The organism is Agromyces italicus DSM 16388 (assembly GCF_000421545.1).
GTDB lineage: Bacteria > Actinomycetota > Actinomycetes > Actinomycetales > Microbacteriaceae > Agromyces > Agromyces italicus.
Map to the genome: position 1 here is coordinate 304,318 of NZ_ATXF01000006.1, position 20,089 is coordinate 324,406.

A 20,089-nucleotide genomic window follows, 5' to 3' on the forward strand; every position below is an offset into this window, starting at 1 on the left:
CGCCTCGGAACGCGGTGGACGCGGTTTCGAGACGGCGCTGGAGCGCCTCCTCAACCCACCGGGTTTCGAGACGGCGCTGGAGCGCCTCCTCAACCCGCTTCGGCGGTTACTCCAGCGAGAAGTAGCTGACCGAACCGCCGCCGGAGGCGAGGGCCTCGTCGACGTTCCAGTAGTCGGCGTCCTTGGTGTGGCCGCCCACCCAGACGGCGGTGCCGTTCGCCGAGTGCTCGACCCGGGTGACCACCGCGGTGTGGTCGCGGTCGCCCGAGCCGTCCCAGTCGAACTGGGCGATGTCGCCGACCTTCACGAGGCCGCGGTGCGAGTCGTCGAGCGGGGTCGCGAGGTCGGGTCGCGAGGTCAGCCAGTCGCGCATCGCGGTCGAGCTCGACCAGCTCGGTGACATGGCGCCGGTCGCGCGGTCGTAGTACCAGCCCGCGTCCATCGCCCAGCCGCGGGCGATGAGCGACTGGCTCGTGAAGTTCGCGCAGTCGACACCGCTCAAGACGGTGTACTCGGCGGAGTTGTAACTGCTCCAGTAGGTCAGCACATAGCCGAGCTGCGCGTCGATGGCCCGATTGCTCGTGTAGGTGAGCGTGAGCGCGTCGAGCTGCTCGGTCGGGGCGACCGTCGTCGCCTTCAGTTCGACGCCCGCGGCGGCGATCGATGCGACGGTCTCCTCGACGGGCACGGGCTCGCCCGAGACATCCGAGAACTGCACTTCTGCGCCGCCGAGCGCGTCGGCGGTGGTTGCGGGCACCGCGAAGGTGACCGCGCTCTCGTCGGCGGCGACGATCGTCGCGGGAACGCCCGCAACGCTGACGGCGCCGACCTGGTCGAGTTCTTCACCGGTGACGGTGATCTGCTGGCCGCCGGTGAAGGGCACCGAGGCGGTCGAGAGCCCGCTCGTGACGGTGGGCCCGTCCTCCTCGGCGACGACCGGGGTGGAGACGATCTCGTCGGCGGCTCCCGCCGCGACCGAGCTCTCCGCCGCGACCGACTCCTCGGCGAGCAGCGAGGCCCCGCCGGGGGTGTCGGTCCACGCGGCGACGGCACCGAAGGCGCTCACGCCGAGGATCGCGGTGCTGCACGACAGCGCCATGAGCCGGCGGGCGGCGCCGCTCGACGGGCGTCGGTTCCGCACGTGATCGGCGCGGTGGCGCGGCTGGTGCTCCTGCGCGCCGGCCGGTTCCGAGATCGCCGCGGCGGCCTGTTCCGAGATCGCCGCGGCGCCCGAGACAGGGCTCGGCGCGGCGTCGGGCTCGGAGCCGACGGATGCCGACGATTCGGGGGCGGCTTCAGTTCGGCTGCCGGCAGCCGGGTCGCGCTCGGCTGCTTCGGCGGCCGCGCGGAATCCGCGGCGACGACGCGGGGCCGTCGACGTCTCGACCGGATCGGATGCGGTCGAACGCACCTCACCCTCGGCGGCCGTCGCCGGGTCGGGCACCGTCCCGTCGGTCGTCGCCCCCTCCGCGAGGAGGGCGGTGTCGATCGCTCCGGGCGCGCGGAAGGTCGAGCGACGGCGTTCGGGCATGGAGGCAGGCGGCGTCTTGCTGAGGCGTTTGAACACGAAGGGGGATTCCGGGTCGGCGTTTCGGAGGACAGGACACCTCATCACGCGATTTTGTGAGGAAGCCTCCTGAACTCTGGGAGAGCGGTGAGAACGCTCTCCTGAAAGGCGAACGGAGCTCGGCTTCGCGATCGGTCCCGGCCATCCCCAGAACTGTTCTAGTATTTATAGAACAGTTGTGAAGGAGTACCGGTGCTGATCCGAGTCGATCCCTCGAGCGAGACCCCGATCTTCGCCCAGGTCGCGGCGTCCGTCCGCGCCGACGCCGCAGCCGGCCGATTGCGCTCGGGCGACCGTCTGCCGTCGGCCCGCGAGGTCGCCGCCTCGCTCGGCGTGAACCTGCACACGGTGCTGCGCGCCTACCAGCTGCTGCGCGACGAGGGGCTCGTCGACATGCGACGCGGTCGCGGCGCCGTGGCCACCGACGCGGTCGAACCGCTCGCCCGGCTGCACCACGACATCGAGGCGCTCGTCGCCCGCGCTCGCACCCTCGCCCTCTCGCCCGACGCCCTCGCAGCCCTCGTCAAGGAGACGTACCGATGACCCGCTCAGACGAATTCCGCACCGCCCGCCGGCGCTTCCTGCTCGTCGCCGCCCTCGCGCCCGTGCTCGTCACGATCGTCGGGGTCGCTCTCATGCTCGCCTGGCTGCCCGAGGTGCCGTCGACCATCGCGACGCACTGGAGCGGTGGCGGCGCCCCCGACGGCTTCGCCCCGGCGTGGACCGCGCCGCTGGGCGCGGCACTGCTCGGCCTCGGCCTCACCGCGCTCTTCGTCGGAATCATGTTCGGCGGCACCCGCGACGGTCGCTGGGGGCCGATGATGCGGCTGCTCGGTGCGTTCTCGCTCGGCACGACCGTGCTGCTCGTGGTGCTGCTGACCTGGTCGCTCGGCATGCAGCGCGGACTCGACGACCCCGCCGAGGCGCCCGGCATCGGCGTCCCGCTGCTGGTCTCGGCGGGGCTCGCCGTGCTCTCGGGCGTCGTGGCCTGGTTCGCCCAGCCCCGCACGACCCTCGCCGGGCCGCACGCGAGCGAGTCGGTCGCCCCGCTCGAGCTGAATCCGAACGAGCGTGCCGTCTGGGTGCGCACCACGACGATGTCGCGTGCCGCGATGATCGCGATCGGGGCGGGCGTCGCGGGGCTGGCCATCGGCTCGATCGTCGCGGCGGCGGTCGGTTCGCCGGCCTGGTGGATCCTGCTCGCCACGAGCCTGCTGCTCGCAGCGCTCGCCGCCACGACCTTCGTGTTCCGCGTGCGCGTCGACGAGCGCGGCCTCGAGGTGCGTTCGTCGATCGGCGCACCCTGGTTCAGAGTGCCGCTCGCGCAGATGCGCCAGGTGTCGGTGACCGACGTGAACCCGACCGCCGAGTTCGGCGGGTGGGGCATCAGGCTCGCCCCGGACGGCGCGTTCGGCGTCGTGCTGCGCAGCGGCGAGGCGCTGCAGCTCGTACGCGAGAACGGTCGGCGCTTCGTCGTGACGGTCGACGACGCGGCGACCGCAGCCGCGCTGCTCGAGGCGCTCAGCGCACGGGCTCGCGAGGCGCGTCACTGACCTCGGCACCGGCGCCGCCCGACCGGGCCGCACGCACGCCCGCGACCACGAGCGGCACGAGCACCAGCACGGCGACCATGTTCACCCCGGCGAAGCCGCCGACGCCGAGCACGAAGCCCGAGAGCGCGGCCGCAATCGCCGCAGCGAGGTTCATCGCCGCGTCGGTCGCACCTTGCAGCGGCACGCGGATCGACGGGTCGACGGCGCTCGTGACGAGCGTCGAGCCGCCGATGAGTCCGCACGACCAGCCGAGCCCGAGCAGGCCCAGCGCGAGCGGCACCATCAACATGTCGTCGGCCGGCGCGAGGATGCCGGTGCCGGTCGCCGCGAGCAGCACCCCGACGCCGAGGTAGATCACGCGCGACGGGCCGATGCGGTCGACGAGCCACCCGACGAGCGGGCTCGCGCCGTACATGCCGAGGATGTGAATGCTGATCACCACGCCGACGAGCGTGAGCGAGAGCCCGTGCGCCATCATGTGCACGGGCGTCATGACCATGACCCCGACCATGACGGTGTGCGAGCAGACGATCGCGAGAATGGCGAAGAGCGCCCGCGGGTTCGCGGCCGCGATGCGCAGCGCACCCCACGCGCCGATCGGCCTCGCCGGGTCGGGGGCGGATGCCTCGGCGACCGTCGAGGCGGAGACCTCGGCCCCGATCGGCTCGGCGAGCGCCGCCTCGGGTGCGCCGCCGCCGCCCGCGCCGGGTGCGACCTCGGTGGGCGACACGGCGGCACCCGGCACCGCATCGGCCGCGAGCTGCCCCGCCTTCGGCAGTCGCAGCAGGGTCGCGACGAGCAGGGTCGACAGTCCGAACGCCGCGCCCGAGAACAGGAACGGGCCGACGAGCGGCGGGAGCCCGAGCGCGAGCCCCACCGTGTCGCCGGTCTCGGAGAGCAAGGGGCCCGCGACCGAGCCGAGCGTCGTCGCCCAGAGCACGAGCGACATCGAACGGGCCTCGAACCCGGGCGCGGCGACCTCGGTCGCGGCGAAGCGCGCCTGCAGGCCGGCGGCTGCGCCTGCGCCGAACGCGGCGAGCCCGAGGAACACGAGCGGCACCCATCCGCTCGTCGCCGCGACGACGATGAGCACGGCGCCGATCATGCCGAGGGCGTAGCCCGTTGCGAGGGCGACGTGACGGCCCGAGCGCACCGCGAGGCGCGCGAGCGGGATCGCCGTGATCGCCGCGCCGAGCACGCTCGACGACTGGGCGAGCCCACCGAGCACGGCGGCACCGGTCAGCTCGCCGATGAGCAGTGCCGCGACGGCGATGCCCGAGGCCACCCCGACTCCGGCGAGCAGCTGGTTGACGATGAGCACCGCGAGCGACAGACCGCGGTGCGGTACGGGGGTCGCGCGAGGCATCCGGCTCATTGCGCTGCGCCGCCCGGCACGTCGAAGAACTCTTCGAGAGTCGTGATGCCGCGGTCGTGCATCTCGGTGGCGAGCTCGACGCCGACGTAGCGGAAGTGCCAGGACTCGTGGGGGTATCCGGTGATCTCGACCTTGTCGGCGGGGTAGCGGAGGATGAAGCCGAAGCGATACCCATTGGCCCTGAGCCATTCGCCTTCGGCGCTGTCATCCATGCACTCGAAGGTGCAGCCGCCCTCGGTGCCGATGTCCATCGCGAGGCCGGTCTGGTGCTCGGAGTGCCCGGGCGGCGCGGTCGTGGGGTCGTCGCCGTCGCCGTAGAGCTCGACCTGCGTGTCGTAGCTGCGGAAGGCGCTGTTCGAGGCCAGGTAGTAGTCGGCCTCGTCGGCGGCCGCGGCGAACATCGCGACGACGGCATCGGAGGCCTCCTGCCGGAGTTCGGGCACCCAGGTGTGGGCCACGGGCACCTCGACGAGGTCGTCGGGCACGTAGTCCTCGGGGTTCAGCGCGCGCACCTGGTTGACCACGACCCAGATGCTCGCCGGGTCGTCGAGCGAGTGGGCGGACTTGTCGAAGGTGTCGACGACGGCGGGCTCGGGCGGTGCGGTGGGCGCCGGTCGCGGGGTGGTTGACTCCTCGGCGGATGCTTCGGGGCCGGCGTTCGCACCGCCGCCGCCGGCGCCGACGACCGCGCCGATGATGATCACGGCGATCGCAACGAGCACCGCGATGAGCGAGAGCGCGATCGTCATGCGGCGTCGCTGAGCCGTCTCGTCGATGGGGGGCAGGCCTGCGGGATCGGACACTCTCACGAGTCTACGCTCGGCCCCCGGGGCGCTCCGGCCCGGAGGCAGAGTCGTTCCCGGCATCGCGCGCATCGGCCGTGCGAGGGCTCCTCGGCAGCCTCCATGAGAGCGCTCTCTTGACATCGCGCAGAATCCCTCGTAGAGTCACCTCCCGACAGCGTGAGAGCGCTCTCACATCGACGTGAGAGAGCGCTCTCATCCTTGGCACCGATACACATCCCGTAACCACAATCCACGCACACAAAGGAGTGACCGTGAAGCTCTCACGACGCACCCGCGGTGCCGTCGCCCTCGCCGGCGCGGCATCCATCGCCCTCCTCGCCACCGCATGCTCGACGGGTGGCGACCAGGGCTCCGACGGCGAGGACATCACCCTCACCGTCACCACCTTCGGCACGTTCGGATACGACGACCTCTACACCGAGTACGAGGAAGCGAACCCCGGCGTGAAGATCGAGGCCACCAACATCGACACCGGTGGCAACGCCCGCACCGATGCGTTCACGAAGATCGCCGCGGGCTCCGGCCTCAGCGACGTCGTCGCGATCGAGGAGGGCTGGCTCGGCGCGATCATGGAGGTCTCGGACCAGTTCGTCGACCTCACCGAATACGGCATCGAGGACCGCAAGGGCGACTGGGTCGACTGGAAGTACGACCAGGCGACCGACGCCGACGGCCGGGTCATCGGCTACGGCACCGACGTCGGCCCGACGGGTCTCTGCTACAACGGCCCCGCGTTCGAAGCCGCCGGTCTGCCGAGCGACCGCGAAGAGGTCGCCGCGCTTCTCGAGGGCGACTGGGCGCACTACTTCGACATCGGTCGCCAGTACCAGGCGGCGACCGGCAAGGCGTGGTTCGACCAGTCGGGCTTCGTCTGGAACTCGATCGTGAACCAGATGCCCGAGGGCTACTACACGAGCGACGGCGAACTGAACGTCGAAGACAACGCGGAGCTCAAGGCGAGCTTCGACCTGCTCGCCGCCGCGGTCGGCGACGGCCTCTCGGGCGCCCAGGCGGAGTGGGACTGGAACGGCGGCAAGTCGTTCGTCGACGGCACCTTCGCGACGGCCGTCTGCCCGGGCTGGATGCTCGGCGTCATCCAGGGCAGCGCAGAGGCCGGCGGCGCCGACGCCTCGACCGGCTGGGACTTCGCCGACGTGTTCCCCGGCGGCCAGGGCAACTGGGGCGGCGCATGGCTCTCGATCCCCGAGACCAGCAAGCACAAGGAGGAGGCCGCGAAGCTCGCCGACTGGCTGACCCAGCCGGAGCAGCAGGTGAAGCAGTCCGCTGCCGCCGGCAACTTCCCGAGCACGCTCGGCGCCCAGGAGGAGCTCGCGTCCGCAGCCGAGCCGAACGAGTTCTTCAACGACGCGCCCACCGGCGCGATCCTCGCCAAGCGCGCGGAAGGCATCGTCGCCCAGTTCAAGGGCGCCGACGACTCGGTGATCCAGGAGAACGTGTTCGGCCCCGTGCTCGACGCACTGGACCGCGGTGAGGTCGACGCCACCACCGGGTGGGACCAGGCCATCGAGCTGCTCCACGAGCTCGTCGAGGACTGATCGGCCCCTCGCAGGTCGAGTAGCGAGCGTCAGCGAGCGTATCGAGACCCGGTGACCCGATCTCGGGTCTCGATACGTCGCTCCGCTCCTACTCGACCTGCGGTTCCAGAGAGGACTTCCAGATGACCACCACGCTCCGCACCCCCCGCGCGGACGCGGCGCCGACCCCGCCGCCCGCGGGCCCGCCCCGACCGACGTTCAGGCAGCGACTGTCCAGGTTCGACCTGAAGGCCTCCCCCTACTTCTACGTCTCACCGTTCTTCCTCCTCTTCGCCCTCGTCGGCCTCTTCCCGCTCGCCTACACGCTCGTCGTCTCGATGCACGAGTGGGACCTGCTGAAGGGCCAGGGCCCGTTCGTCGGGCTCGACAACTTCGTCGAGATCCTCGGCGACGGCATGTTCTGGAACTCGATCTTCAACACCGTGAGCATCTTCCTGCTCTCGGCCATCCCCCAGCTGATCGTCGCCATCGTCGTCGCGTATCTGCTCGACCAGGGCCTGCGCGCCCCCACCTTCTGGCGCATGGGCGTGCTGCTGCCCTTCGTCGTGACGCCCGTCGCGGTCGCCCTCATCTTCTCGAGCATCTTCAACGAGGCCGACGGTCTCGCGAACAACCTGCTGAACCTCATCGGCATCCCCGACCAGGCGTGGAAGCACGACACCTTCCTCAGCCACTTCGCCATCGCCACGATGGTGAACTTCCGCTGGACCGGCTACAACGCCCTCATCCTGCTCGCCGCGATGCAGTCCGTGCCGCGCGACCTCTACGAGTCCGCCGCGATCGACGGCGCCGGCAGCATCCGCCGCTTCTTCTCGATCACCATCCCGTCGATCCGCCCGACCCTGATCTTCGTCATCATCACGGCCACGATCGGCGGCCTCCAGATCTTCGCCGAGCCGCGACTCTTCGACGTATCGAGCGCGGGCGGCATCGGCGGCAGCGACCGCCAGTTCCAGACGACCGTGCTGTTCATGTGGGAGCTCGCCTTCTTCCGCCGCGACTTCGGCGAGGCCGCCGCCGTGGCCTGGCTGCTGTTCCTGCTGATCGTGGGCTTCGGTCTCGTGAACTTCCTGATCTCGCGGCGGATCGCCACCGGAGAGGGTCGCCCGAACCGCCGAACCCGTCGCGCGCTCGCCCGAGGAGGGAACCGATGAGCACCGCCACCCCCCAGCCGATTCCCGCGGTCGAGGTCGACGTGGTCGCCCCCGAGACCGCCGCCCACCCCGAGGTCACCGGAGGGCGCCCGATCGACCCCCGGCGACGTCGCCGCGGCAAGGGCGGCACCGCCGGCCTCGGCAGCCGACCCGGGTTCCTCACCTACGGCCTGCTCACCGCGTTCCTCATCGGCAGCGCCTACCCGCTGTGGTGGTCCTTCGTCGTCGGCAGCGGCACCAACAGGACGCGTGGCGAGACCCTGCCCCTGATCCCGGGCGGAAACTTCCTCGCCAACGCGCAGAAGGTGCTCGACGCCATCCCGTTCTGGCTCGCGCTCGGCAACTCGATCCTGATCTCGACGATCATCACGATCTCGGTCGTGACCTTCTCGACGCTCGCCGGGTACGCCTTCGCGAAGCTCCGGTTCAAGGGTCGCGACGGGCTGATGGTCTTCGTCGTCGCGACGATGGCGATCCCGACCCAGCTCGGCATCATTCCGCTCTTCATGATCATGAAAGAGCTCGGCTGGACCGGCACGATCGGCGCCGTCATCGTGCCGACGCTCGTCACCGCGTTCGGGGTCTTCTTCATGCGGCAGTACCTCATCGACGTCATCCCCGACGAACTCATCGAGGCGGCACGCATGGACGGCGCCAACCAGTTCCGCACCTTCCTCACCGTGGGCCTGCCCGCGGCGCGACCGGCGATGGCGATCCTCGGCCTGTTCACGTTCATGACGGCCTGGACCGACTACCTCTGGCCGCTCATCGTGCTGAGCCCCTCGAACCCCACCCTGCAGACCGCGCTCAGCCAGTTGCAGTCGGGCTTCTACATCGACTACTCGATCGTGCTGACCGGCGCGGTGATGGCGACGATTCCGCTGCTGATCCTGTTCTTCGTCGCCGGCAAGCAACTGATCTCGGGAATCATGGCAGGAGCAGTGAAGGGATGACCGTCGAGATCCGAGAGGACCACCCCATGACCACGACGACGGATGCCACGCGCCGCCGTTTCCCCGAGCAGTTCCTGTTCGGCGCGGCCACTGCCGCGTACCAGATCGAAGGCGCCGCGCTCGAAGACGGCCGCCGCCCGTCCATCTGGGATGCTTTCGCGCGCGTTCCCGGCGCCGTGTTCGGTGCCGACAACGGCGACATCGCCTGCGACCACTACCACCGGATGCCGCAGGATGTCGCGCTCATGCGCGAGCTCGGCCTCCAGACGTACCGCTTCTCGACCTCGTGGGCGCGTGTGCGCCCCGACGGCGGCGCGGTGAATCCTCTCGGCATCGACTTCTACTCCCGCCTCGTCGACGAACTGCTCGGCGCCGGCATCAAGCCGTGGCTCACGCTCTACCACTGGGATCTGCCGCAGGCGCTCGAGGAGCTCGGCGGCTGGACCGCGCGTGAGACGAGCGACCGCTTCACCGAGTACGCGCTCTCGCTGCACGACGCGCTCGGCGACCGGGTCACCACCTGGACGACGCTCAACGAACCGTGGTGCGCGTCGTTCCTCTCGTACACGGGCGGCGAGCACGCGCCGGGGCACCAGAGCGTCGCCGAGGGACTGCTCGCCTCGCACCACCTGCTGCTCGGCCACGGGCAGGTCGTGCGCGAACTGCGGGCGCGCGACGCCTCGCTCGACCTCGGCCTCACCCTGAACCACACCGTCGCCGACCCGGCCGACCCGCAGAACCCCGCCGACATCGATGCGGTGCGGCGCCTCGACGGGCAGTTCAACCGCTGGTTCCTCGACCCGATCTTCCGGGGCTCGTACCCGGCCGACGTCATCGACGACATCCGGGCCGTCGACGCCCCGGCCGTCGAGCGATTCGAGGCCGCTGTCCACGACGGCGACCTCGAGGTGATCGCCACGCCGATCGACACACTGGGCGTGAACTACTACCACGGCGACCTCGTCTCGGCCGAGCCGCCCGCGCCGGCGGACACGCCGGCCTCGGGCGCCCCCGCGAACGCGCGCCCGACGCGCAGCCCTTACCCGGCGCCCGACGGGCTGCACTCGGTCGAGCGGGGCCTTGCCCGCACGGCGCAGAACTGGGAGGTGCAGCCCGAAGGGCTCACCCGGCTGCTGCGACGCATCTGGAGCGACTACGCCGCCGCTGCCGGCGCGGTGCTCTACGTCACCGAGAACGGCGCCGCCTACGACGACGCCGTCACGGTCGACGCGGGCGCCGGAGGCATCCGCATCGACGACGCCGACCGGGCCGAGTTCCTTCGCGCGCATCTCGCAGCGACCCTCGACGCCGCCGACGCCGGGGTCGACGTCCGCGGGTTCTTCTACTGGTCGCTGCTCGACAACTTCGAGTGGGCCTGGGGCTACGACAAGCGCTTCGGCATCGTGCACGTCGACTACGACACCCAGGTGCGCACGGTGAAGCACAGCGGACGCGAATATTCGCGGATCATCCGCGACCGCGCGCTGTGACCGTCGACCTAGACTGACGACATGGCGATGGATGCCGCGGGATCGCCCCCGACGCTCGAGATGGTGGCCCGCGTGGCGGGCGTCTCGCGCGCGACCGTGAGCCGGGTGGTCAACGGTTCGCCGAAGGTCAGCGCCGACATCGTGGAGGCGGTGAACGCCGCCGTCGCCGAGCTGCGGTATGTGCCGAACCGTGCGGCGCGTTCGCTCGCGCGGCGCTCGTCGAACGCGATCGCCCTCGTGGTGCCCGAAGACGTGACGTGGTTCTTCAGCGACCCCTACTTCGCGACGATCGTGAAGGGCATCACGAGCCGCGTCGACGACAGCGAGTTCGTGCTGAACCTGCTCGTCGCCTCGACCGACCCGCACCAGAAGACGCTTCGCTACCTGAACTCGGGCGTGGTCGACGGGGCGATCGTCATCTCGCACCACGTGGGCGATGCGATCCTCGCCGACACCCGGCCGGCGGTGCCGCTCGTGTTCGGCGGCCGGCCGGCGCTCGCAGCAGGCCAAGACGACTACTTCGTCGACGTCGACAACCGTGCCGCCGCCGCGGCGGGCACCCAGTACCTCATCGACCGGGGGCATCGCCGCATCGGCTCGATCTCGGGACCGGTCGACATGCCGGCCGGCATCGACCGACTCGACGGCTACCTCGACGCGGTGCGCGGTGCCGGCCTCTCCGACGAGTTGTTCGAGACCGCCGACTTCACGTCCTCCGGGGCGGCGCTCGCCGCCCGACGTCTGCTCGACCGCGTCGGCGACGACGGCCTCGACGCGCTGTTCGTCGCGAGCGACCTCATGGCGACCGGGGTGATCGGCGAACTGCGCGAGCGCGGCCTGCGCGTACCCGACGACGTCGCCGTGCTCGGCTTCGACGACAGCCCGGCGGCGGTCGCCGGGCCCGTACCGCTGACGACCGTCGCACAACCCTCCGAGGCGGCGGGCGCCGCGATGGCCGACGTGCTGCTCCGACTCATCGCCGGTGAAACCGAGGTGCCGCACGCGACGATCCTGCCGACCGAGCTCGTGGTGCGCGAGTCGGCGTAGGGCCCATTCCAGTTCTTCCCAGGACTCCCACATCGACCGATGCCGCCATCAGCCCGCCCGCTCCTCCGCATACCGCGGCGCCATCGACTCCATCTGGTCCATGACGAGCTTGATCGCCTCGGGCTGCTTGTCGGGCGGGTACCCCTTCAGCACCAGCAGCCGCTTGATCGACGAACGCAACTTCGCCTTCACGTCGGCGCGCACCGTCCAGTCGGTGCGCACGTCGCGGCGCATGATCGCGACGAGCTCGCGGGCGATCTCCGCCAGCACGCCCGAGCCCTGCTCGAGCACGGCCGATTCGTTCTGCGAGACCGCATCGTAGAAGGCGAGCTCGTCGTCGTCGAGCGGCGGCGAGAAGGATGCTCCGCGGTTGCCCTCGGCTGCGACCTCACGCGCGAGTTCGACGAGCTCGGCGATGACCTCGGCCGAGGTGAGCTGCTGGTTCGTGTACTTGTTCATCAGCTCGGCGATGCGCTCTGAGAACGCTCGCTGGCGGATCACGTTGCCGCGGGTGACCGCGGCCGACTCCTCGAGCAGCTGGGCGCGCAGCGCCTCGATCGCGAGCTGCGGATTGCGCGCCGCCTGAGCGGTTCGCACGAGCTCGGGGGTGAGGTCGGAGAGTGAGGGCCGAGGCATCCCGGCCGCTTCGTAGATGTCGACGACCCCGCCCGCGTCAGTCGCCTCGGCGATGAGCCCGCCGAGCAGTCGCTGCACCTCTTCGGGAATCGGCTGGCCCGACGCCTTGCGCTCGGCCGCGTCGTATTTGGCCATCCACACCCGCACCTCTTGGTAGAAGGCGAGCTCGTCGTGCACCTCGCCGAGGGTCTTGCGCCCCGAGGCGAGCGCCCAGGCGCGGGCGAGCTGGCCAGACAGCCGCCGGTAGCGGGCGGCGAGCGTGTCGGCGCCGAGCGCCGGGTCGTTGAGCGGGTTCCGCGCGTCGCGCAGGTGGTCGACGGTGCCGGCGACGGCGTTGAGGTACGGCTTCGGCCCGCCCGCAGCGAGCACGGCTCTCCAGTCGAACCCGGCGACGAGGCTGCGCACCTCGCCGACGATCTGCATCGCGAGCGCGGCCGCCTCGTCGACGTCGCGCCCGACGGGCCGCTCTTCACGGTCGGTCACCGTGTACTCGGCGAGCGCGGCGGCGAGATTCTCGGCAACCGGCGCGTAGCCGACGAGCAGCCCGTCTTCTTTGCCGCGGAACGTGCGGTTCACCCGGGCGAGCGTCTGCATGAGCAACGCGCCCTTCAGCGGCCGGTCGAGGTACAGCGTGTGCAGCGGCGGCGCATCGAATCCGGTGAGCATCATGTCTTTGACGATCACGAGCTCCAGCGAGTCATCCGCGTCTTTGAGCCGTTCTTTGATCGCGGCATTCGCGCTGTCGCGCCGCACGTGTTCGACAATGGGCGAAGGGTCGGCAGGCACCCCGGAGTAGACCACCTTGACGACCCCGCCGGCGAGGTCGTCGGAGTGCCAGTCGGGCCTGAGTTTCACGATCTCGTCGTAGAGCAGGGCGCAGATCTCGCGGGTCCCTCCGACGATGAGCGCCTTGCCGGGGCTCGCGATGAACGGCTGCATTCGCGCGCGCCGCTCCTCCCAGTGGGTGACGAGGTCGGCGGCGAGCGCTTCGAGGCGTTCGGGTGCGCCGTAGACGGCGTTCACGACGGCCACGGATGCCTCGAGCCGGGCCCGCTCGTCGTCGGAGAGCCCGATCGTGGCCTCGTCGGCGGCGAGGTCGATCGCCTCCTCGGTGAGTTCGTCGGCACGAGCGACCTTGATGAGCCGCGGCTCGAAGTACACCGGCACGGTCGCCTTGTCGGCGACCGAGCGAGTGAGGTCGTAGATGTCGATGTAGTCGCCGAACACCTCTCGGGTATCGCGTTCGTCGAACGAGACCGGGGTACCGGTGAACGCGATGAGCGTCGCGTTCGGCAGGGCGTCGCGCAGGTGGCGGGCGTAGCCGTCGAGGTCGTCGTAGTGGCTGCGGTGCGCCTCGTCGACGATGACGATGATGTTGCGCCGGTCGCTCAGCAGCGGATGGGTCTGGCCCGTGCGCTTCTCGTCGATGCTGAGCCCGAACTTCTGGAGCGTGGTGAACAGGATGCCGCCGGTGACCCGGTTGGCGAGCTCGTCGCGCAGTTCGCTGCGCAGGCGGATCTTCCTCGGCTTCTCGGGCAGCAGCAGGCTGCGGGCGAAGCCCTCGTAGAGCTGGCCGTCGAGCTCTTTGCGGTCGGTGATGACGACGACGGTCGGGTTCTTCAGTGCGGGCTCGCGCATGACGAGCGCCGTGTAGAGCTCCATCTCCATCGACTTGCCCGAGCCCTGGGTGTGCCAGACGACGCCGGCCTTGCCGTTGGTGCGCACCGCGTCGATCGTGGTGCCCACCGCCTTCGCGACGGCGAAGTACTGGTGCGGCTTCGCGATGCGCTTCGACAGCCCGTCGTCGCCCTCGTCGAAGGCGGTGTAGTCGCGCATGAGCTGCAGGAAGCGCTCTTGGTTGTAGAGGCCGTCGACCGCGTCCTCGAGCGCGGTCACCACCTCGCCGGCGACGATGCGGTTCGCCTCGACCGGGCGCCCGTCATCGTCGACGTTCCACGGTGCGAAGTGGTTGAGCGGGGTGAACGGCGTGCCGTAGATCGCGTCGACCCCGTCGCTTGCGAGGGTGAACACGCAGAACCGGAACGCCATCGGAAACTCGCGCAGGTAGCTCGCGAGCTGGGCGTGCGCCGACGAGGCATCCGCTTCGCCGGCTCCGGCTCGCTTCAGCTCGATGATCGACACCGGCATGCCGTTGAGGTAGAGCACGAGGTCGAAGCGGCGCATCCCCTCGCTCCCTGAGCCTGTCGAAGGGCGCCGGATCGTCACCTGGTTCACTGCGAGCCAGTCGTTGCGGTCGGGGTCGGGGCTCACGAGGCGGATCGACGGGTGCCGTTCGGTGCCGTCGACATCGAGGTAGCTCAGCCGGTACCCGTCGATGAGGATCTTGTGGATGCGCTGGTTCTCGGTGATCGCATCTTGCGAGCTCGGCGTGACGATTTCGGCGAGTGCCTGCTCGAGGTACGGCGCCGGCACCGCCGGGTTGAGCTGCTGCATCGCCTGCAGCAGCCGCGGTCGGATGACGAGGTCGTCCCAGCTGTCGCGCTCGCCCGAACCGGGCGCGATCTCTTCACCCCGCTTGGTCTGCCAGAGCAGCGGCTCGGCGAGCTGGTCGAGCAGGTCCTGCTCCCACTGGGCCTCGCTGTATCCGCTCACGCGCACTCCCTTGCTTCTCGCTCGTTCCGCCCGATTTCGATGACGGATGCCTCGTGGCCAGCGTATGAGGCATCCCACCGACGTACTCGCAGGGCGCTGATAACGTGGGTCATCAGCCGATCCAGCCGCGGGCCTTCGCCCTGGCGGCGATCGCGTCGACGAGTTCGGCCACGTATTGCGACCCTGCGGGATCAGTCAGAACGTCATCACGTGCGCTGAGATAGGCGGCTGCGACCCCGCTTCGGATTCGTTCGATCACGCCCTCCGCGCGCTCAGCCTCGAGTCCGAGCGTCTTGGCGACCTTGAGTAGTTCACGTCGCCCGATCCGGTCCATGACGCGCTCTCCGCCCATCGTCACCGCGGAGGTGATCGGCTGCCCTCCCTGGTACAGCACATTGCTGCCGAGGTCATAGAGCGGTGCAAGTCGCATCTGCGTCCGGTAATGGATGACGGAATAGTTCTTGGCGTGGGCATCGGTGTTCACGCTCGCGATCGAGAAGACCAGCGCCTCGAAGAGACGCATGCGGGCGGTTTCACGAACGGTCGCCGGGAACGCATTCAGGACGCGTGCGAAGTCGCCGACACCAGGTCCACCATCGATCTGGTACTTGTAGGCGGGATCGACGGCGAGCGCCTGAGCGAAGTCCTCTTGGTGCAATCTGCGGAGGGCGCCATCGACCACGACTCGGTCGTAGCGTTGGCCGATGAACACATGGTCACCCCGCTCGGTGGTCAGGATTTCGTGGTCGGCGACGTCGAGTCCGAGAATTCGCGCAGCCCGCATAGTGACGAATTCATTCAGATCGTGGCGCCGGCCTCGTGCGGCGGGCTTGAGAATGTGGGTGGTCGGTGTCGAGTCTTGCGGAACACCCCAGCGCCCGTCAGCCGCGCGGTAGAGCGCGACCTTCGGTTGCGCCCCTGCAAGGCTCCAACGAATCTCGTCTCGATTGCGCACCCAGTCGCCGGCTTCGCTGGCCACATCGGCGATGAGGTCGTCGAAGTCGTCGAGATATCGGACGTCACCGGTTCGCAGAGCAGCGTCGTCGGAATGGACACCTGGCGGTAACAACTGCAGCGCACCGGCCGTGTCTCGGCCGACGTACCGCAGAAGGTTCATCGGCCCCGGGCTCGTATGATGCGCCGCAGCGAGCGCCTCGAGGGTCTCGGGGTTGTCGCTGAGCAATCCTTGAAGGAACGGTCTCGCAACTCGATTGCCGTAGCGCGCGCCGCCGATCGACGGCATGGAGATCGAGAGCCGTGTCATCTCGGGTCGGCGGTCTTCGCCGTAGACGAACTCGATGGCTCCCGCGGCGTTCTGAGTGAAAAGCCCCACTTGCTCCCCATCGATGTAGGCGACCAGCTCGCGACCGCGTGACCGCTGCGCACTCATGAGCGCCCCATCAGTTCGTCGAGGCTCGGCTCGCCTGCAGGGTCCGCTTTCATCGCGAGTTCGAGTTGACATCCGAGCGCATCGACGACATCGAGCACCTTGCCGAGCGTCGGATTGTCGAGCCTGCCGGTCTCAAGCCTGACCAGCCAGGGTCGCTCGACCCCAGCCTGCTGCGCGAGCTGGGTCTGCGAGAGTCGGCGACGTTCACGAACTGCCCGCACTGCGGCGCCGAGCTCGCGTGAGCTGAAAACCGGTATCTGCATATCGCCTCCTTGTGCGTTCTACCGCACATCTCGAATTGTACGTTTAAACACACTTTCTGTGAAGTGCGTTTAAACGTACTCGGCTTCGGCGGGCAAGGCGAGAGGTTCCGCACAAATGCCATCCTTGATGCATGACCCTCGCCCGCGACATCCCCAATGTGCTCGCCGACTTTCGCACGACCTCGCGCGATCTCTACAACTGGCGCAAGGTCAGCGACTACGCCTTCGAGGCCGAGAACGCGGTCGAGCTGCTGCAAGACATGGCCGACGACTACGGTGCGGCCGGCGTCATCCCGGTGGTGCAGAAGGCGATCGCGAGCACCTTCCGCGTGCTCATGCGCGCCGACGATTCGGGCGGGCTCATTCAGGTCGTGATCGACAAGCTGCTCGCGCTGCACGCGAAGCTCTGCGCCGAGGCGCCGCCGGCCCCCGCGAAGCTCGTCGCCTGGATTCAGAAGCAGCAGTTCGGCGAGCTCGGCGAGTACTTCGAGCTCGACGTCGTCGACTATGCCGACGCGCTCGGCGAGAAAGGTGTCGCACGGTTCGAATCCGAGCTGTTCGTGCGGCGTGCGGCGCTCACGCTGCCCTTCGACGGTCGCCCCGACGCAGAGTTCTCGCACGACGACGAGTGGCTCGCCCGCCATGCCGTGCTTGCGAACATGCAGCGACTCGCCGTGCTGCACCGCGACGAGGAGGCGATCGTGCGCACCCACGGCGGCGACTTGCCGAAGGCGCACCGACGAGCCGACGCCGCGAAGGCCCTCGCCGAGGCAGGCTTCACCGCGCGGGCCGCGGCGGTCGCGCACGAGGGCATGACCCTGCCCGGCGGGCCGCACCAGCAGCAGGAGTGCGGCGAGCTGTGGCGTACGCTGGCCGTCGAGGCCGACCCTGCACAGGCGGCGGATGTCGCGACCGAGGTGTTCGAACGCTGGCCCACCGCGGCGAATGCATCGGCGCTCGAACGTGCCGACGAGGCATCCTGGCCGTCACGGCGCGAAGCGGCGATCGAGCGGATGCGAGCCCGCCCATGGGAGCTGATCGCCTATCTGATGGATGCCTCGGACGTGCGCCGCGCGTGGAGCGAAGCGTTGCGCTCGCTCGACGAGGCGACGGGTCGGCTGGACCCCGACCGGTGGGACGAGCTCGTCGACCGCTACCTGCCCATCGACCCCGCCGCGGCGCTGCCGGTGATGGCGCAGCTCATCGACGACCGGCTCGTCGAGGCGAACACGCGGGTCTACCCGGGTGCGGTGCGGCGCATGAAGAAGCTGCGCGAGGCCGCGGTGCGCGCGGGGATGCCGGAGTTCGGCGACGAACTGCTCGCTCACCTGCGGGCGAAGTACGCGCGGCGCCCGTCGCTCATCAAGCGGATGGATGCGGCGCGGGTGTAGCTCGGGTGGGCCGGGGTCGGACCATGCAGAGCAGGTACCGTCGCGTCACGAGAGGGCCTCGCCGCCGAGCCCGAAGCGGCGGCGACGCTCGTCGCGCTCCCTCGCTGCGCGGGCCTCGCGCCGCTGCTTCCAGCGGTAGTTGAAGGTCGAGGCCGCGCGTCGGCTCTCACGATGAGTGCTTCCGGCCGTGATCGCCGCGACCAGTGCCGACACGACGGCGAGCGCATCGGCGTCGGCCAGCTTTTGCTCGGCGCCGTGTGCGTCGAGTTCGGATGCCGCGGTGAATGCGAGATCGCTCGCGGGCTCGTACAGCGGCTCGGTGCGATAGCTCGTGACGAGCGCGGCGAAGAGCAGCACCGGTGCGAACGCGGGGGCGAAGAAGAGCGCGAGCACGCGCGTGACGTACTTCCAGAACATTCCCTCGCGGTGGTAGAAGGGCGACGTGTGGTCGTCCCACTCGCGCTGATCGGGAAGGAACGACACGAGCAGCGCCACGACAAGCGGGATCGCCGAGAACAGCATGATCTGCAGCACCGGCGACGCCGAGGCATCCACCTCGTAGGCGAGCACCGCACATGCGAGCGAGAGCACGCGCAGCCCGCTGTGGCGGTAGCTTCGCGCCGCGAGCGTCGCGGCGGCCGCCGCGGCGATGACGAATATCTGCAGCAGCCAGGCGCGGTCGGGCGCGGTGAGCCAAGCGGGGATGCCGAGCAGCCAGGCCGCAGGTTCGACGTCGAGTGCGCGGAGCACGTCGGCGATCCATTCGATGGGGCCGACGGTCGGCAGAGTGAGCGAGTTCGAGACGAGCCACGAGGTCCAGAGCCAGAGCGAGAGCCAGCCGATCAGCGTCCACTCGATGAAGCTGTCCCACCGGAGCCCGAAGAGGTGTTGCACCTCTTCTCGCAGTGATTTCGCCTGCTCGCCGATGTCGAATGCCGCCATGGTCGTCTCCTGTCTCGATGCGCGATGCGGTCGAGATCACGGTAGCGGCGGCCTCCCACCGTTCGCGGATGCCGGCTGATAACGCCTGTGATCAGCTTTTCCGCGTCGAGATCGATCACCGGTCGGGCGCGGTGGACGCGCTCTGCCCGACCGGCCTTCGCTCGCGGCTTCATGCAGCGGTCGCGTCAGGACTCAGGCGCGCCTTCGTCTCTCACGAGGGCGCTGACCTGCGCTTCGGGCGCCTTCACGGGAAGCGCGATCTCAGCGTCGGTCAGCGCGAGCACCGAGCGAAGGCTCACTCTGGCGAAGTCGTAGAGGGTCTCGATGGCATCTGATGCTTGGAGATCGGCCGCGAGGGTGTCGAGGTTCCACGGCGCATCGGTTGAACGCCAGAAGAGTGCGCTGACTTCGATATCACCGCCGCCGCTTGCGCCCGCCGCGTGGATCGTAGCAAGGACGACACGCGCGTCGAGGCCTTCGACGAGATCGGGCGCGTAGCCGACGTTCCAGTGAAGGTGGGGCGTCTCGGCCTCGGCACGGTGCGCCGCGACGAACGAGACCTCGGGGTCGGTGATGCGAAACCGTGTGTTCATTTGGCCGCTCCAGCAGGGAGAGCCCACCCGCGTACGCCGCGACGATGCGGTGCGCTGTGTCGCGCGTCATCAGAACTGAACTTCCAGATCGAGCGCTCGGATGCCTCGGGCGCGCCCACTCCTGACTCGAGCGCCAGCTCGAGCCGCTGCCCGAGCGCGTGAAGTGTCGCCGCGAGCGTGCGCACGGTGATGTTCCGTTCGCCGGCGAGGCGGGCGGAGACCTCGCTCTTGCTCACGCCGAGGCGTGCCGCGAGTTCGGTCTTCGTCATGCCGCTCTCGATCAGCGCCGCGGCGATCAACTCGCTCGCGTCGACCATCGCCGCCTCTTCGGCGTAGACCGCGTCGAACTCCGCGTCATCCGTCGGGAACACGGAATCGGTGTTCATCTCTGTTCTCCTCGCGCCTCCCAGAAGATGACTCGCGCCTTCTGGGCTTCTCTCGCTACCTGGCTGTCTTTGGGTTTCTCGCGGCCGTGCGTGACGAACCAGCGTGGCCCCACCCTGATGAGGTAGAGCCGGTACTTGTCAGCCTTCAGTTCGTGCACCACCGGCTCGCTGCCATCGTTCAGCCGCCGGATGTGTTGTGGTGACTGCATGGCGTGGCCATCGCGCAACCGTTCGAAGTACCGCTTGAACCGAGCCTGGTAACGCCGGTCGAGTTCATGTATGAACTGCAAAGCATCGGAACCCCCGTTCGCACGGACGACGAGCACGACGATGTCGCTGTCGGCGAAGACGCGAATCACGTGCTGTTCAGTCAA

At 69.3% G+C, this 20,089-nt stretch carries 18 protein-coding genes; 8 read left to right on the forward strand and 10 right to left on the reverse strand.

Annotation, left to right across the window (positions count from 1 at the left end; translation table 11 throughout):
* Nucleotides 1-106: 106 nt before the first annotated feature.
* Nucleotides 107-1,531 (reverse strand): amidase domain-containing protein, encoded by a 1,425-nt coding sequence (locus tag H516_RS0109475; protein WP_169513513.1) that lies wholly within the window; start codon nt 1,529-1,531, stop codon nt 107-109.
* Nucleotides 1,532-1,759: 228 nt separating this feature from the next.
* Between H516_RS0109475 and H516_RS0109480 the strand changes: the two genes are divergently transcribed.
* Both H516_RS0109480 and H516_RS0109485 read left to right on the forward strand, forming a co-directional pair.
* Nucleotides 1,760-2,110 carry a GntR family transcriptional regulator gene (locus H516_RS0109480; protein ID WP_022889479.1) on the forward strand — a complete coding sequence of 117 codons (351 nt, stop codon included), beginning with the start codon at nt 1,760-1,762 and terminating at the stop codon, nt 2,108-2,110.
* Nucleotides 2,107-3,120: a DUF1648 domain-containing protein gene (locus tag H516_RS0109485; protein WP_022889480.1), complete on the forward strand. Its 1,014-nt coding sequence runs from the start codon at nt 2,107-2,109 to the stop codon at nt 3,118-3,120. Before H516_RS0109480 ends, H516_RS0109485 begins: the two co-directional genes overlap by 4 nt.
* Here H516_RS0109485 and H516_RS0109490 read toward each other — a convergent pair.
* Together H516_RS0109490 and H516_RS0109495 are read right to left on the reverse strand one after the other, a co-directional pair.
* Nucleotides 3,089-4,486, reverse strand: coding sequence for an MFS transporter (locus H516_RS0109490; RefSeq protein WP_022889481.1), 1,398 nt, complete (start codon nt 4,484-4,486; stop codon nt 3,089-3,091). The genes H516_RS0109485 and H516_RS0109490 overlap by 32 nt on opposite strands.
* A 5-nt stretch (nt 4,487-4,491) precedes the next feature.
* Nucleotides 4,492-5,298 carry a M15 family metallopeptidase gene (locus tag H516_RS0109495; protein ID WP_245561780.1) on the reverse strand — a complete coding sequence of 269 codons (807 nt, stop codon included), beginning with the start codon at nt 5,296-5,298 and terminating at the stop codon, nt 4,492-4,494.
* A 254-nt stretch (nt 5,299-5,552) separates the two neighbouring features.
* Here H516_RS0109495 and H516_RS0109500 point away from each other — a divergent pair, with 254 nt between their 5' ends.
* From H516_RS0109500 to H516_RS0109520, 5 genes are all read left to right on the forward strand, one after another.
* Nucleotides 5,553-6,857 (forward strand): ABC transporter substrate-binding protein, encoded by a 1,305-nt coding sequence (locus H516_RS0109500; RefSeq protein ID WP_026378623.1) that lies wholly within the window; start codon nt 5,553-5,555, stop codon nt 6,855-6,857.
* 122 nt (nt 6,858-6,979) lie between these two features.
* Nucleotides 6,980-8,011, forward strand: coding sequence for a carbohydrate ABC transporter permease (locus H516_RS0109505; protein WP_022889484.1), 1,032 nt, complete (start codon nt 6,980-6,982; stop codon nt 8,009-8,011).
* Entirely contained in the window at nt 8,008-8,964 is a 957-nt protein-coding gene (locus H516_RS0109510; RefSeq protein WP_022889485.1) for a carbohydrate ABC transporter permease, read from the forward strand. The genes H516_RS0109505 and H516_RS0109510 overlap by 4 nt, the downstream gene beginning before the upstream one ends.
* A 26-nt stretch (nt 8,965-8,990) precedes the next feature.
* Entirely contained in the window at nt 8,991-10,454 is a 1,464-nt protein-coding gene (locus tag H516_RS0109515; protein ID WP_026378625.1) for a glycoside hydrolase family 1 protein, read from the forward strand.
* 21 nt (nt 10,455-10,475) lie between these two features.
* Entirely contained in the window at nt 10,476-11,501 is a 1,026-nt protein-coding gene (locus tag H516_RS0109520; RefSeq protein ID WP_026378626.1) for a LacI family DNA-binding transcriptional regulator, read from the forward strand.
* A 48-nt stretch (nt 11,502-11,549) separates the two neighbouring features.
* Here H516_RS0109520 and H516_RS0109525 read toward each other — a convergent pair whose 3' ends face one another.
* The 3 genes from H516_RS0109525 to H516_RS0109535 form a co-directional block, all read right to left on the reverse strand.
* Nucleotides 11,550-14,750: a type I restriction endonuclease subunit R gene (locus H516_RS0109525; RefSeq protein WP_051138781.1), complete on the reverse strand. Its 3,201-nt coding sequence runs from the start codon at nt 14,748-14,750 to the stop codon at nt 11,550-11,552.
* A 112-nt stretch (nt 14,751-14,862) separates the two neighbouring features.
* Nucleotides 14,863-16,140, reverse strand: a complete 1,278-nt coding sequence (locus tag H516_RS19415; protein WP_022889489.1) for a HipA domain-containing protein — start codon at nt 16,138-16,140, stop codon at nt 14,863-14,865.
* Entirely contained in the window at nt 16,137-16,403 is a 267-nt protein-coding gene (locus H516_RS0109535) for a helix-turn-helix domain-containing protein (protein ID WP_022889490.1), read from the reverse strand. The genes H516_RS19415 and H516_RS0109535 overlap by 4 nt, the downstream gene beginning before the upstream one ends.
* A gap of 131 nt (nt 16,404-16,534) precedes the next feature.
* On the opposite strand from H516_RS0109535, the gene H516_RS21325 reads away from it, so the two are divergent.
* Nucleotides 16,535-17,794: a beta/alpha barrel domain-containing protein gene (locus H516_RS21325; protein WP_022889491.1), complete on the forward strand. Its 1,260-nt coding sequence runs from the start codon at nt 16,535-16,537 to the stop codon at nt 17,792-17,794.
* Nucleotides 17,795-17,839: 45 nt separating this feature from the next.
* On the opposite strand, the gene H516_RS0109545 is transcribed toward H516_RS21325, so the two are convergent.
* The 4 genes from H516_RS0109545 to H516_RS0109560 all read right to left on the reverse strand — a co-directional run bounded on the left by H516_RS0109545 (nt 17,840) and on the right by H516_RS0109560 (nt 20,074).
* Nucleotides 17,840-18,736, reverse strand: a complete 897-nt coding sequence (locus H516_RS0109545; RefSeq protein WP_022889492.1) for a hypothetical protein — start codon at nt 18,734-18,736, stop codon at nt 17,840-17,842.
* Nucleotides 18,737-18,921: 185 nt separating this feature from the next.
* Nucleotides 18,922-19,329: a hypothetical protein gene (locus tag H516_RS0109550; RefSeq protein WP_022889493.1), complete on the reverse strand. Its 408-nt coding sequence runs from the start codon at nt 19,327-19,329 to the stop codon at nt 18,922-18,924.
* Complete coding sequence (locus tag H516_RS21330) at nt 19,326-19,715, reverse strand: helix-turn-helix domain-containing protein (RefSeq protein ID WP_022889494.1); 390 nt, start codon at nt 19,713-19,715, stop codon at nt 19,326-19,328. Before H516_RS21330 ends, H516_RS0109550 begins: the two co-directional genes overlap by 4 nt.
* The gene (locus H516_RS0109560) at nt 19,712-20,074 is read right to left on the reverse strand and encodes a hypothetical protein (protein WP_022889495.1); all 363 of its coding nucleotides are present in this window, start codon (nt 20,072-20,074) and stop codon (nt 19,712-19,714) included. Before H516_RS0109560 ends, H516_RS21330 begins: the two co-directional genes overlap by 4 nt.
* Between the last annotated feature and the right edge of the window lie 15 nt (nt 20,075-20,089).

What these genes read in the sequence shown, in the direction of transcription:
- H516_RS21330 (WP_022889494.1), bottom strand. Translation starts at nt 19,715, where the DNA reads ATGAACACCGATTCCGTGTTCCCGACGGATGACGCGGAGTTCGACGCG.
- H516_RS0109510 (WP_022889485.1), top strand. Translation starts at nt 8,008, where the DNA reads ATGAGCACCGCCACCCCCCAGCCGATTCCCGCGGTCGAGGTCGACGTG.
- H516_RS0109505 (WP_022889484.1), top strand. Translation starts at nt 6,980, where the DNA reads ATGACCACCACGCTCCGCACCCCCCGCGCGGACGCGGCGCCGACCCCG.
- H516_RS0109485 (WP_022889480.1), top strand. Translation starts at nt 2,107, where the DNA reads ATGACCCGCTCAGACGAATTCCGCACCGCCCGCCGGCGCTTCCTGCTC.
- H516_RS21325 (WP_022889491.1), top strand. Translation starts at nt 16,535, where the DNA reads ATGACCCTCGCCCGCGACATCCCCAATGTGCTCGCCGACTTTCGCACG.
- H516_RS0109545 (WP_022889492.1), bottom strand. Translation starts at nt 18,736, where the DNA reads ATGGCGGCATTCGACATCGGCGAGCAGGCGAAATCACTGCGAGAAGAG.
- H516_RS0109490 (WP_022889481.1), bottom strand. Translation starts at nt 4,486, where the DNA reads ATGCCTCGCGCGACCCCCGTACCGCACCGCGGTCTGTCGCTCGCGGTG.
- H516_RS19415 (WP_022889489.1), bottom strand. Translation starts at nt 16,140, where the DNA reads ATGAGTGCGCAGCGGTCACGCGGTCGCGAGCTGGTCGCCTACATCGAT.
- H516_RS0109535 (WP_022889490.1), bottom strand. Translation starts at nt 16,403, where the DNA reads ATGCAGATACCGGTTTTCAGCTCACGCGAGCTCGGCGCCGCAGTGCGG.
- H516_RS0109520 (WP_026378626.1), top strand. Translation starts at nt 10,476, where the DNA reads ATGGCGATGGATGCCGCGGGATCGCCCCCGACGCTCGAGATGGTGGCC.
- H516_RS0109475 (WP_169513513.1), bottom strand. Translation starts at nt 1,531, where the DNA reads ATGCCCGAACGCCGTCGCTCGACCTTCCGCGCGCCCGGAGCGATCGAC.
- H516_RS0109515 (WP_026378625.1), top strand. Translation starts at nt 8,991, where the DNA reads ATGACCACGACGACGGATGCCACGCGCCGCCGTTTCCCCGAGCAGTTC.
- H516_RS0109550 (WP_022889493.1), bottom strand. Translation starts at nt 19,329, where the DNA reads ATGAACACACGGTTTCGCATCACCGACCCCGAGGTCTCGTTCGTCGCG.